Origin of the sequence: Microbacterium lacus (assembly GCF_044794305.1) — a bacterium.
Taxonomy (GTDB): domain Bacteria; phylum Actinomycetota; class Actinomycetes; order Actinomycetales; family Microbacteriaceae; genus Microbacterium; species Microbacterium lacus_B.
On record NZ_CP084996.1, the window covers coordinates 2,857,206 to 2,870,342 of the forward strand.

A 13,137-nucleotide genomic window follows, 5' to 3' on the forward strand; every position below is an offset into this window, starting at 1 on the left:
CATGGGCGCCGCATGAACGTGTGGTATCGCGCAACATGTGGGCTCACCCCGCGAGGCGAGTTGGGGCTTCGGCACCATCGGCGAACTCATCGCACCGAGCGTGTGGCGGCGCCGCCCGGACCCTGCCCTCACATCTCGGTCAGCATCCCGTCCGGCCCGAGTTCCAGAGTGAGGTCGAGCCCGAGCCGCGCGAGGAACGCATCGTCGTGGCTCACCACCAACACGGCACCCCGGTAGGCCGAGAGGGCCTCGACGAGTTGGTCGAGCGTGTCGAGGTCGAGGTTGTTGGTCGGCTCGTCGAGCACGAGAAGCTGCGGCGGCGGGTCGGCCAACAGCAGCCGCGCGAGTGCCACGCGGAAGCGTTCGCCGCCCGAGAGCGCTGCGACGGGCCGCTCCACGGCCGCCCCGCGCAACAGGAAGCGCGCGAGCCGGTTCCGCAATTCGACAGTCCCGATTGTGGGAGCCGCGACCGCGACGTTGTGCAACACGGAGGCGGACTCGTCGAGCCCGTCGACGCGCTGCGGGAGGTACCCGACACGTTCGGTGTGGGCAATAGCGCGGCACGAACTCCGCAGTTCCGCGCGCGGCGCGCCGCTCTCGTCCACGCTGCTGGCGGCCGAGGCCACCAGCCGCTCGAGCAGCGTCGTCTTGCCGACCCCGTTCGGGCCGATCAGCGCCATGCGCTCGGGGCCCTGCACCACCCACGAGCGCGTGCCGTCGTCGATCGTCGCGATCCGCCTTCCGGCGGGCACCCCCGGATCAGGCAGGTCGATGCGGACGGCGTCGTCGTCGCGCACCCGCCGCTCGGCGGCATCCAACGCTTCGCGAGCTGATGCCTCGCGCGCCGCCTTCTCTCCACGCAGCTTGCCCGCCGAAACCTGGGCGGCACGTGCCAGCCCGCCGGCGACGATGGGCGGGACCCGCTTCTCGAGCTGGGCCTTGCGTCCCATCGCCTGGCGCTTGGCGATCGTGGTCTCGGCCTGGATGCGCTCGCGCTTTTCACGACGCACCGCCTGGGCGGCGGTGCGCTCGGCCTGGCGGGCGGCGCCCTGTTCGGCATCCAGCCACGACCGCCACTGCGAGTACGGGCCTCCGAAAACCGACAGCTCGGCACCGTAGAGTTCGGCGGTGTCGTCCATGAGGTCGAGCAGCGCGGTGTCGTGGCTGACGACCACGAGCGTGCCGCGCCACGCGCGCACCATGTCGTACAGGCGTGCGCGGGCAACGCGATCGAGGTTGTTCGTCGGCTCGTCGAGCAGCGTGAGCGGTGTGCGACGCAGGCGGATGCCGGCGACCGCGGTCAGCACGCCCTCGCCGCCCGACAGTTCGCCGACGCGTCGGTCGAGAAAGCCGGGATTGAGGCCGGCCTCGGCGAGGGCGACGTGCGCACGCGCCTCGACGTCCCAGTCGTCGCCGACGGAGTCGAAGTGACGAGGGTCGACATCGCCCGACGCGATCGCGCGCACCGCGCGCAACGCCGGACCCACGCCGAGCAAGTCGGCGACGGACCGATCGACGTCGAGCGTCAGCCGTTGCGGCAGATACGAGGCATCCGCCGTTCGCGCGACGTGACCGCCGTCGGGCGTGAGCTCACCGGCGATCAGACGCAGGAGCGTCGACTTGCCGGCGCCGTTGCGACCGACGAGACCGGTGCGGCCGGTGCCGAAGGCGCCCGAGACGCCGTCGAGTGCGCGGGTGCCGTCGGGCCAGGTGAAGGTGAGGCGATCGAGAACGATCGCCGGGGAGAGAGTGGGGGTGGGCATGAGACCTCCGAGTGTCGGCGGGGGCGCTGACACCGGGGCACGCGGATGCCTCGGCATAGCCGGAGGCGGAAAGCGGGCGAACGACGGCTCAGCGCGGAGTGGACACGCGCGGCTCGTCGAGGGATCGACAGGGCAGCGCGACTACAGCGCGGATGCGTCGATCTTCTTCAACGGCTTTCCTCACACTCGGGAACGGGGCTCGACTACGATACCAGGCGCGGTCGGGTGGGTCGTGGGCAGGTCCGTCTCACGGGGGATGCCTCAGCCCACGTACTCGCGGGGGAGGAGCGGCGACAGCCGGACGAGGATCTCTTCGCCCACGGAGTCGATCGCTTCGGCGAGGGTGGTCGCGGATGAGTCCGAGTCTCCGCCCGGACCGAAGATCGCCACCTCGTCGCCGATCGCTGCGCCGTCCCAGCCCGCGACGATCGACGATGCGAGGCCGACCCGCAAAGCCCGCGCACCGGCAACGGTGCGCACCGGTACGCGCCCGGAAAGGGTCGAGGGCAGACCGTCGAGCGCCCCGATACCGATCTCGACCGTGTCATCGTCGACCGCTGTGACCGATGCGAGCAAGGTCGCCGCGGGCTCTATGCCCGGCACATTCGCGCCTTCGGCAGAACGCACGCCGTAGGCGAAGGCGCCGAACCGCACGAGGTCGTACCGGAACTCCGGCCGTGCGTGCGCCGCGGCGCTTGCGGCGAGGTGCCGCATCTCGGGCTTCAGCCCTGCGGCAAGAGCGACGTCGACAGCTCGGTCGAACTCCGCCCGGGCACGGTCGTCGTCGGCGTCGCTGGCCTCGGCGATGTGGCTCCAGATTCCTGCCACGACGATCGTTCCGGATGCCTCGGCCGCCGCCGCGCGCGCCACGAAGTCAGCCCACTCTTCGGGCCGCACGCCGCTGCGGTGCAGCCCGGTGTCGATCTTGAGGTGCACCCGCACCGGCGCAGCACCCGAACCCTCAGCAACCCGCGCGAGGGTCGCAAAGTCGCCGACGCCCAGGTCCAGCCGCGCATCCCGAGCCTGAACGAGCTCGTCCTCCGACACTGCCGACCAGGTGAAGATCCGGGCCTCCGGCCCGGTGACCGCTCGCACGCGGACCCCGGTCGCCACATCGAACGAGCCGAACCACCGCACTCCCTCAGCCGCAGCAATCACGGCCTCGACCCCGTGCCCGTACGCGTCATCCTTGACGACGAGCATGAACTCCGCCGGTGCGATGTGGCGCTGCAGCACTGCGATGTTCGAGCGGATCCGCTCGAGGTCGACCATCAGCCGCGTCATGCGATCACCTCGCGCGGCACGTGCAGTCCGATCGCACAGACGATCTCGGCGGCGGTAAACCCGGTCGCCGCAGTCCATGCTGCGAGCCCGTCACGGACAAGTCCCGAGCCGAACAGCACGACCTCGTCGCCGGCCGAAACAGCCGATGATCCGATGTCGACGACAAAGACATCCATCGCCACGCGCCCCACGATCGGTCGCAACTCGCCCGCGACCTCGACCGACACGGCATTGCCGACGCCTCGCACGATGCCCTGGCCGTATCCGCCGGCGACCAGCGCCACACGCGTGTCGGCTACGGACCGGTGGGTGTACCCGTACGACACGCCTTCGCCCGCGCGCAGTGCCTTGGTGGCCACGACGACCGACGACACGCTCATCACCGGTGAGCCTCCCGTCCCGGGCAGGCCGAGCAAGAGCTCAGAGTCGAGGGTGGGCGCAGCATCCGTCGCCGTCGATCCGGCCGCGGTCACCGTCGCGCGATCCGACTCGTCAACCCGCGCTGCGCGAACTCCCGCTGCGGCGAGCGCCGAAGAAACGAACGCCAACCCGTGCCCCCACGCATCGCGCCGAAGGTCAGCGACCGCATGCTCGCCCGCGCGTCTGACCGCCAGAACCGCGTTCGTCTCGAGCGCGGACACCGACAGGCGGGCACGCAGGCGGGTCGTCAAAACCCGATGGCCTTCTGGTACCGCGGACGGTTTCCGGTGCGAATGCCGGTGACGCTGGGCTTGTTCTCGTAGACTCCGGCGCCCCAGTTGCCCTCGACGAGCACGGGTCCGGTGGGGGTGACGACAATGTCCCAGCCGACGTACTGCACCTGCGGCACAACGCGGGCGACCTGGTCGATGTAGGCGATGACCTCGTCGATCATCGGCAGCTGAAAGTCCGCGATCACGAACTTCGAGTCGGGGTGCACTTCGTGCACGTGGGCGTGCGAGTCATAGCCCGCGCCCTTGGAATGCCCGGTGTCGGGGTCGAGCATCGTGTAGAAGCCGCCGAAGGTCATCTGGTCGCTCACCTCGCCGCGCCCGAACTTCTGCGCCATCGCGAGCACGTGGGTCTTCTCGCCGTCGAAGAACGTCGTGATGCGGGTGGTGTTGACCGTGCCGGGGCAGACCGCCGCGAGGGCTTCGTGCTGGACGATGACCTCTTCGATCAGCAGTTCGCCGCGCTCGAAGAACCCCCTGTGAAAGGCCGCCCAGTCTTCGACGTCGGCCGCGTGGTAGCGGTGCACGCCAGTGCCGGCCTGACCCACGGGCTCTTTCGTGATGATGGTGCCGAGGCGCTTCGTGAGCGCCTCGACCTCGTCCGCGTTATCCGCTTCGACGACCATCCACTCCCGGTCGAGAAAGTCGGAGAACGTGCGGTCGAAAGCCACCTTGTCTTGAAAAAGGTGGCGATAGTCGGGGTGGTCGTAGCGCTGCGACAGCTGGTTCGACAGCGGGTGCGTCATATACGTCTTGCGCTCGGCCTTCGTCAGAATCGCGAAGTCGTAGTCGCAGTAGTCCTGAAAGCCGACCTGGTGAAACGCGGCCTGCCAGAACATGTCGGCAACGACGAACGGCACCGGCTTGCCGAACTGCTCTGACACCTCTTTGGCTCGCTCAATCACCGAGCCGAGATTCAGGCGACGTGCGCGGTTGGCAAGGTAGTCGAGGCGGGTGCGAATGCGCAGACCCTCAGCAGGCATGAAAGCTCCAGATCGGTGGATGCCGCGCCCCCGCGTGAGCGGTACGCCCGAGTGCGTCGACCGGCGCGACACGGAATCTTATCGCGGGGGCCTGAGCGCACCCCGGGACGGTGGTTCAGGCAGCGGGCTCGTCGAGCTGTTTGCGAAGGAAGGTTGCCACGTCGCCGAGTTCTGCCTCAGAAACGCTGTGCGTCAGGCCGGGGTAGACGCGGCCGCTCAACTCGACGTGCGCGGGAAGCCAGTCGGTCGAGTGGCCCACCAGGAAGTCGGGGATCACGTCGTCGTGTGTGCCCCGACCCCAGAACACCGGCGGGCGAAGCTCTGCGAGCACGTCGTCTTGCGCGAGCGGGCCTGGAGTCACGTAGCCGCTGAGATTGACGGCGAAGGCGTAGCTGTCGGGCTGCAAGCGCATCGCCTGGAGGGCGACTGCCGCGCCCTGCGAGAAGCCGAGTAGCCCCACGGGCTCCAGATCGGAGGACGCCGACACCCACTCGTTCAACCGCGACGCGGCCTCGGTGACGTGCCGCGGGTCGCGTCCGTCGAGGCCCTCGATCGGGTACCACGAGAATCCGGGCGCAGGAAAGGGCGGGGTGAGCGGTGCGCGCACGGCGGCGACAACGAACTCGCGGGGAAGGTAGGGGACAAGCCCGAAGAGGTCATGTTCGTCGGCGCCGTACCCATGCAGGAGTACGAGCAGGGGCCGTCCGGCGCGATCCGCGGGTGCTGCCGACCACTGCACGTACACGGGGTCGAGTGGGGGTGTTTCGGGGCCGGGGATCTCCACCATGAATCCATCTTGTCAGCGCTGACTGACACGGCGGGCGCTGACTGACACGGCCTGTGCTGAAACGGCGTGGGCTGACACAGCGCCCGGAGAGATGGGTGGGGTATACAAGAGGCATGTCCGTGCGCACGCCCGATCCCGATCCCGATCCCCCCGCAGGCGACCAGTACGGGCAGTCCTCGGGTAACCCATCGGGCAACGCCGCCAATCCTGGCTGGTTGAGCGAGATCGAGTTGGCCGAGGCGCGGCGACGGATGCCGATGCTCTATGTCGAGGGCATCCCCGTGCGCGTCGACGGCATGGGACAGGTCATGCAGGTCGGGATACTGTTGCGCGCGTCGCCGCTCGGCGAAATGTCACGGACGATCGTCTCGGGTCGGGTCCGCTACGGCGAGACCGTGCGGGACGCCCTGTTCCGCCACCTTGAGAACGACCTCGGTCCGATGGCATTCCCGCTGTTGCCGGCACAGCCCACCCCCTTCACCGTTGCGGAGTACTTCCCTCTCCCCGGCGTGAGTGCGTTCCACGATGACCGCCAGCACGCCGTCTCGCTCGCGTTCGTCGTCCCGGTGACCGGGACGTGCGAGCCGCGTCAAGACGCGCTCGAGGTGACGTGGCTGACACCCCAGGAGGCAGCATCCGACGCCCTCGCTGCCGAAATGGAGGGCGGCCGCGGCACGCTCATCCGCCTTGCGCTGGCGAGCGTGGGCGCCCTGCGCTGAGCGCCCGCCGGCAGCACGACGTAGGCTCGTCGGGTGAGCACTGCACCCCTTGTCTTCCCGACCGATCTCGACGGCTGGACGGCGTTCGCCTCCGACCGTCCGACCGAACGCGTGCGCCAGGTCGAGGCCATCGATGAGCGACTGCGCACCGAATCCGGGCTGACGACGGCCGAACGCCTCGAGTTGTGGAATGATACCGAGATCGCCCTCGGCGCGGCATTGAGCGAGGTGTATCTGCTCAGCGAGGCGCACCCCGATGCAGCCGTGCGCGAGATCGCCGAGCACCAGGTGCAGATCGTCGAGGCGCTCTCGTCCGGCCGGATGCTCGACCGCGACCTGTGGCGTGTGTTCGCCGAGACCTCTTCCGCTGACCTCGACGCCGACTCGGCGCGTTTGCTCGAACGACTGCTGCGTGACTTCCGTCGCGGGGGAGTAGAACTCGCTGACGCGAAGCGCGCTCGCGTGACCGAGCTCACCGATCGCGACACGGAACTCTCGCTCGCCTTCTCGCGCAACATCCGCGACGGGCGGCGCGAAATCACCGTGTCGGCCGCCGGTCTGGCCGGTTTGCCGGCCGACTTCATCGAGACGCATCCGACCGACGAGAACGGACTGGTCACCCTCACCACCGACTACACCGACCTCATGCCGGTTCGAGAATATGCGACCGACCGTGCAACGCGCTCGGCACTGGTGAGCGTGTACAACAACCTCGGCTGGCCCGAAAACGAGCCGATCCTGGCTGAGTTGCTCGGCGTCCGCGCTGAGCGGGCGCAGCTGCTCGGCTACGCCGACTGGGCGGAGTACGAGACTGAGACACGAATGATCGGCTCAGGTGCTGCGGTGCCCGAGTTTCTGGCGCGGGTGGATGAGGCATCCGCCCCCGCGGCCGCCGCAGAGTACCCACAGCTTCTCGAGCGGCTGCGCCGTGATGCGTCGGACGCCGACGAGGTCACGATCGCCGACTTCTGGTACCTGCTGGGCGCCCTCAAGCGCGAGGAGCACGACGTCGACGCTCAGCTCGTGCGGTCGTACTTCTCGTTCGAGCGCGTGTTGCAGGGATTGCTTGACACCACGGGCAAGCTGCTCGACGTGCGGTACATCGCGGTCGCTGAGCCGACGTGGCACGAAGACGTCCGGTCGTTCGACGTCGTCCGCGACGGCGAAATGCTCGGGCGCATCCATCTCGATCTGCACCCGCGCGACGGCAAGTTCAACCACGCCGCGTGCTTCCCGCTCGCGACCGGTGTCGAAGACCGCGTGCTACCCGAGGGTGTGCTGCTGTGCAATTTCTCTCGCGGCCTGATGGAGCACGACGAGGTCGTGACCTTCTTCCACGAGTTCGGACACCTTGTCCACCACATCCTGGGCGGACGCCAGCGCTGGGTGCGCTTCAGCGGCGTGGCCACCGAGTGGGACTTCGTCGAGGCACCGAGTCAGCTCCTCGAGGAGTGGGCGTGGGATGCCGGAGTCCTCGCATCGTTCTCGGCGAACGCCGATGGCGACCCGATTCCCGCCGACCTGGTCACCAAGATGAAGACCGCCGACGCGTTCGGCCGCGGGCTCGAAGTGCGACGCCAGCTGGGCCACGCCAACGTGTCGTATCACTTGCACGTCGACCGACCCGCTGACCTTCAGGCCGAGACCGAACGGCTGTACGCGACGAGTTCGCCGGTGCAGCCGCTGCCGGGGAGCCACTCGTACGCCGGTTTCGGTCACCTGACCGGGTACGGATCTTGCTACTACACCTACCAGTGGAGTCTCGTCATTGCCCGAGATCTGCTGTCAGGATTCAACGGGGATCTGATGGATGCTGCGGCCGCCCGCCGCTACCGCGAGCACATTCTCGAGCCCGGCGGGTCGCGCGATGCGCGCGAGCTGGTCGAGTCGTTCCTGGGTCGTCCCTACGCGTTCGACGCCTATCGCGCGTGGGTGTCGGGCGGCATCTGAGGCGCAGCATCCGCCGTCTTCGTGCGTACAGCCGGACGGGGTATCCTTCCACTACCGAAGCGCAGAACCCCCCTCTGCGCCGCATCCCCCGATGGTTCGGCCGAGCACGATGACACCCCCTCGCGAACGCTCGCGAGTGATTCTCATCGGTGAGCCGCGTGCGCACCGCAGCGCCCGCGGCGGTGCTGAACCCTCAGAATCACGAAGTAGGAACACCGATGTCTGACCGCCCGGTCTCAGCCCCCGATCCATCAACGCCCGATTCGTCGCCGTTCGACGCGCTCGTCGGCGCCTCGTTCCAGGCCAGCTCCCCGGGCGCCGAATTCACCGCGGCGTTTCGCGGCTACGACCGCGACGAGGTCGACCGCGCGATTGCCCGCTTGACCGCGCAGGTGCGCGTCGAGGGTGAGCGCGTGGCAGAGCTCACGGAACGCCAGCGGCACGCAGGCGCGGCCGACGCCCAGGCCCGGGCAACGGTCGAGCGCCTGCAGCGCGACCTGGCGGCGGCCCAGGCGCGGGTCGTCACCGCCGAGGGGCGCATCGAAGCCCTCACCGACGAGCTCGTCGGTGCGACGGCGGACTCGCCCAGCCGGCCTCAGTTCGAAGAGATCCTTCGGGTGGCCGAAGAGCAGGCGAGCGTGCTCGTGCGCAACGCCTCGACTCAGGGCGAGCGCCTGCTCGTGGCCGCCCGTGAAGAAGTGCAGAACCGCCGGTCGCAGGCTCAGGCAGAAGCTGACGCGATCCGCGCCCAGGCCGAACACGACGCCGCGCAGGTCCGGCTGCGCATCGACACCGAGCTGACCGCGCACCAGGCGCTCATCGAGCGTGAGACCGCTCATGCGACCGAGAAGGTGGCACAGGCAGAGCAGGAGGCCGCGGCCGTGCGTGCCGAATCCGAGAAGGGCGCTGCCGCATTGCGCTCAATGGTCGCTCGCGAGACCACGCACGCCCGGGCCGAGGCTGAAGAGGCCGTGCGCGAGTTGCGCGTGCGTGCGCTCGAGTTCGAAGAGTCATTGACCCGCCGACAGCACGATGCGCAGCAGGAGTTCCTGGTGCTGCACAATCAGGCCGTCGCGCACTCCGAGCGCATCACGCTGGACGCGAACGACCAGGTCGCCGCATCGCTCGAGCACGCTCAGCGCGTTGCCGCCAAGGCGGACGACTTCGAACGCCTCATGCGTGCCCAGGCCGCGCAGATCGAGGCCGACGCCAACATCCGTGCCCGCGAGACGCTCGAGCGCGCCCGCGACAAGGCACAGAAGATCATCGACATGGTCAGTACCCACTCGCAGTCAGTGCTCCGCGATGCCGAAGACCGTACCCGCCACCTCCGCTGGCAGCAGCATCAGCTGACGAGCTTCATGTCAGAGGTGAAAGAGCTGATCCGCCCGCAGAGCGGGTCGGACGCGTCGATCGAGCTCGCGGTCGTGCCTGCCGAAGAGCACGAGCTCGAGGCGAGCGTGTCTGAGCACGGCTCGACTGTCAGTCCCGCGCCGGACCAGGACGAAGAAGCGGCCTGATCGTCAAAGTTCCGGGACGGATTGCCCCGCGGTGCCTCCGCGGTGAGCCCAGGGGCCGACTCGTCCCGGAACCTTCACGCTCGACACCGGCCTAACGGCTGGTCTCAGCCTTGATGGCCTCGATGAAGGCGTCGATGTCGGTTTCGGTGGTGTCGAAGCTGCACATCCAGCGCACTTCGTTCTTCGCGGCGTCCCAGTCGTAGAAACGGAACGACTCGCGCAGGCGGTCGGCGACACCGTCGGGCACGGTCGCGAACACGCCGTTGGCCTGCGTGGGTTGAGTGAAGGCGACACCGTGGATTGACCCGTCGGCGAGCCCTGCCTCGACCCCGGCGCGCAGACGCTGGGCCATGGCGTTGGAGTGGGTCGCGTTGCGCAACCAGAGGTCGCCGTCGAGCAGCGCGATGAGCTGAGCTGAGACGAACCGCATCTTCGATGACAGCTGCATGTTCAGCTTGCGCAGGAAGGTTAGCCCCGCGGAGGCGTCGGGGTCGAGCACGACGATTGCCTCGCCGAGCATCGCGCCGTTCTTCGTGCCGCCGAAGCTGAGGATGTCCACGCCGATGTCGCGCGTGAATGCGCGCAGGGGCACGCCGAGGGATGCTGCGGCGTTGGAGATCCGCGCACCGTCGAGGTGCAGTTTCATGCCGAGCGAGTGGGTGTGATCGGCGATCGCGCGCAGCTCGTCGACCGAGTACAGCGTGCCGAGCTCCGTGGACTGGGTGATCGAGACCACGAGCGGTTGAGCGCGGTGTTCGTCGCCCCAGCCCCAGGCCTCGCGGTCAATGAGTTCGGGGGTGAGCTTGCCGTCGTCGGTGGGGACGGTCAGGAGCTTGATGCCCGCGACCCGCTCGGGTGCCCCGCCTTCGTCGACGTTGATGTGCGCGGTGGATGCCGCGATCACCGCACCCCAACGGGGGAGCATCGACTGCAGCCCGACGACATTCGCCCCGGTGCCGTTGAAGACGGGGAACGCTTCGACGCCCTCGCCGAAGTGGCCAGCCATGACCTCTTGCAGACGGGCGGTGTAGGCATCCTCCCCATAAGCGACCTGGTGCCCGTCATTGGCAGTCGCGATCGCGGTGAGCACCTCGGGGTGAATGCCGGAGTAGTTGTCGGACGCAAAGCCGCGGATGGTGGTGTCATGCAGGGGGTGGGTCACCCCTCCATCCTCCCATCGCCACCGCCCGTCGCACGCGCCCGCACCGCGCGGTCGCGCTGACTAGAGTCGAGCCATGTCTGACGACGATGTCGCCGCGAAACTACGGCTAGTCCTGCGACCGGACCAGGTGCTGACCGATCCGGCCGAGCGGGATGCGTACGCGCACGACGACGCCGAGTGGGCCGAGTTCCACCGCCCCGTGGCGGTCGTGCTCGCCGAGACCACCGATGACGTCACCGTCGTCGTCCGCACCGCTGCGGACGCGGGGCTCAGCGTTGTCGCGCGAGGTGCGGGCACGGGGCTCTCCGGAGGTGCCAACGCCCTGGCCGAGTCGATCGTCGTGTCGTTGGAGCGCATGACCCGCGTGCACGAGGTGAATGTCTCAGAACGCTACGTCGTCGCCGAGGCCGGACTGATCAACGACGACCTTCGCCGCGCCGTCGCCGCACACGGCCTCTGGTACCCGCCCGACCCGGCGAGCTACCGGATCTCGACGATCGGCGGCAATGCCGCCACGAACGCCGGAGGCATCTGCTGCGTCAAGTACGGGGTGACCCGCGACTACGTCCTCGGCATGACGGTCGTCCTCGCCGACGGCGAGATCGTACACCTCGGGCGGCGCACCGCGAAGGGCGCGACCGGCTACGACCTCACGGCTCTGATGGTCGGGTCCGAGGGCACGCTCGGCATCATCACTGAGGTGACCCTGTCGCTGCTGCCGCTCGGTGGCCGTGAGGAGCGCGCGGTCGTCGGCTCGTTCGCCTCGCTCGAAGACGCGGGGGTCGCCGTCGCCGCGATCAGCGCAGCCGGGATCATCCCCTCGGCCCTCGAGCTCATCGACGCGATGTGCCTGAACGCGGTCGACGAGTGGCAGGGTCTCGGTCTTCCGCGCGGCGCCGCCGCCCTGCTGCTGTCCACGGTCGACGACCCCGGTGCGACCGGCGCCGAGGCCGCAGCATCCGTCGCCCGTCACATGACGGATGCCGGTGCGCTCGCGGTCGACCAGGCCGTCGACCCGGCCGAGATCGATCGACTCTTCCTCGCCCGCCGGCTCGCCTACCCCGCGCTGGAACGGCTCGGACCCGTGCTGACCGAGGACATCTGCGTCCCGCGCGCGGCCGTGCCCGAAATGCTCGGCCGCATCCGAGACACCGCGGCGGCGCACGATGTCGTCATCGCGACGATCGCGCACGCCGGAGACGGCAATCTGCATCCGCTGATCATCGCGCCGGAGGGGGATGCCGCAGCCAAGGCCCGCGCGAAGCTCGCGTTCGATCGCATCGTCGAGGACTGCCGAGAGCTGGGCGGCACGGTCACCGGCGAGCACGGCGTCGGACTGCTCAAGCTGCCCGGCGCCCGCGCAGAGCTGGGCGAGAGGGTGCTCGCGATGCACCGTGACATCAAGGCCGCGCTCGATCCGCGCGGAACACTCAACCCGGGAAAGGCCTTCTAGCGGGCCAGCCACTTCAGCAGGCCGACAGTGAACGCCTTCGGCTGCTCGATGTTGGTGGCGTGCCCGGCCTTCTGGATGACGGCCGAATGCCCGAGCGGCGCGAGCGCAGCGGAAGCAACCGCATGCTCGCACGGCCAGAAGTCGCTCTCGCGCCCGGCAACGAAGAGCACAGGTACGGCGGTCGCGGCGATCGTCGGGCGCCAGTCGCGCTTCGCATGGTCGTTCAGCAGTTCGAGTTCAGCCGGGGTGAAGCCGGCCTTCGCAGCCTTCAGATCGATCGCCTTCAGCAGCCGCGCTACGCGCACCGGCCCCTTCGACACCAACGAGTGTCGACCTGGATCGGGTACGCCGCTCGCGAAGAGCGTGTCGATGTTCGAAGAGTCGTAGTCGTAGAAGCCGTACGGCCAATCCTCGGAGTTCAGCATCTTCGGCGTCTGGTCGACGATGACGATGTCGCGGATGCCTGCCGCGCGGCCGGCGGAAAGCAGCGCCCAGATCGAGTTGCCGCCCATCGATTGGCCGACGACCGTCGTGTTCTCGAGCTCGAGTGCGGCGATCGCGTCGCCGATGTCGGCTCCGTGGCGGTCCATGTCGTGCGCACCATCGCGCCCGACCTCTGAGGCGCCGTGACCGCGGCGATCGAGCGCGATGACCCGGTACCCGGCTTTCTCCAGTGCGCCGAGCTGCGGCTTCCAGGAGGTCGCCGGAGCTTTGAAGCCCGCGACGAGGATCACCGGTCGGCCCGCAGGGTCGCCTGACTCGAGATAGTTCAGGCGGACGCCATCGGTACTGAGAATCTCGGGCAT

At 68.7% G+C, this 13,137-nt stretch carries 11 protein-coding genes; 4 read left to right on the plus strand and 7 right to left on the minus strand.

Annotated features, from left to right (window positions below; genetic code table 11):
- Positions 1-128 precede the first annotated feature (128 nt).
- The 5 genes from LG299_RS13540 to LG299_RS13560 form a co-directional block, all read right to left on the minus strand.
- Positions 129-1,763: an ABC-F family ATP-binding cassette domain-containing protein gene (locus LG299_RS13540; RefSeq protein WP_404431098.1), complete on the minus strand. Its 1,635-nt coding sequence runs from the start codon at positions 1,761-1,763 to the stop codon at positions 129-131.
- Positions 1,764-2,024: 261 nt separating this feature from the next.
- The gene (locus tag LG299_RS13545) at positions 2,025-3,047 is read right to left on the minus strand and encodes an alanine racemase (RefSeq protein WP_404431100.1); all 1,023 of its coding nucleotides are present in this window, start codon (positions 3,045-3,047) and stop codon (positions 2,025-2,027) included.
- Entirely contained in the window at positions 3,044-3,718 is a 675-nt protein-coding gene (locus LG299_RS13550; RefSeq protein WP_404431103.1) for an alanine racemase C-terminal domain-containing protein, read from the minus strand. Before LG299_RS13550 ends, LG299_RS13545 begins: the two co-directional genes overlap by 4 nt.
- Positions 3,715-4,740 carry a sugar-transfer associated ATP-grasp domain-containing protein gene (locus tag LG299_RS13555; protein WP_404431105.1) on the minus strand — a complete coding sequence of 342 codons (1,026 nt, stop codon included), beginning with the start codon at positions 4,738-4,740 and terminating at the stop codon, positions 3,715-3,717. Before LG299_RS13555 ends, LG299_RS13550 begins: the two co-directional genes overlap by 4 nt.
- A 115-nt stretch (positions 4,741-4,855) precedes the next feature.
- Entirely contained in the window at positions 4,856-5,527 is a 672-nt protein-coding gene (locus LG299_RS13560) for an alpha/beta hydrolase (RefSeq protein WP_404431107.1), read from the minus strand.
- A gap of 113 nt (positions 5,528-5,640) precedes the next feature.
- Between LG299_RS13560 and LG299_RS13565 the strand changes: the two genes are divergently transcribed.
- The 3 genes from LG299_RS13565 (at position 5,641) to LG299_RS13575 (ending at position 9,716) form a co-directional block, all read left to right on the plus strand.
- A complete protein-coding gene (locus LG299_RS13565; RefSeq protein WP_404431109.1) occupies positions 5,641-6,246 on the plus strand; it encodes an NUDIX hydrolase family protein in 606 nt (201 codons plus the stop codon).
- Between the two features lie 33 nt (positions 6,247-6,279).
- Positions 6,280-8,196, plus strand: a complete 1,917-nt coding sequence (locus LG299_RS13570; RefSeq protein WP_404431111.1) for a M3 family metallopeptidase — start codon at positions 6,280-6,282, stop codon at positions 8,194-8,196.
- Between the two features lie 218 nt (positions 8,197-8,414).
- Positions 8,415-9,716, plus strand: a complete 1,302-nt coding sequence (locus LG299_RS13575) for a DivIVA domain-containing protein (protein WP_404431113.1) — start codon at positions 8,415-8,417, stop codon at positions 9,714-9,716.
- A 91-nt stretch (positions 9,717-9,807) separates the two neighbouring features.
- Here the strand turns inward: LG299_RS13575 and LG299_RS13580 are convergent, their stop codons facing one another.
- Positions 9,808-10,878 carry a threonine aldolase family protein gene (locus LG299_RS13580; protein ID WP_404431115.1) on the minus strand — a complete coding sequence of 357 codons (1,071 nt, stop codon included), beginning with the start codon at positions 10,876-10,878 and terminating at the stop codon, positions 9,808-9,810.
- Positions 10,879-10,951: 73 nt separating this feature from the next.
- Between LG299_RS13580 and LG299_RS13585 the strand changes: the two genes are divergently transcribed.
- Complete coding sequence (locus LG299_RS13585; RefSeq protein WP_404431117.1) at positions 10,952-12,331, plus strand: FAD-binding oxidoreductase; 1,380 nt, start codon at positions 10,952-10,954, stop codon at positions 12,329-12,331.
- Here LG299_RS13585 and LG299_RS13590 read toward each other — a convergent pair.
- Positions 12,328-13,137, minus strand: a complete 810-nt coding sequence (locus LG299_RS13590; protein WP_404431119.1) for an alpha/beta fold hydrolase — start codon at positions 13,135-13,137, stop codon at positions 12,328-12,330. The two genes, LG299_RS13585 and LG299_RS13590, sit on opposite strands and share 4 nt — an antisense overlap.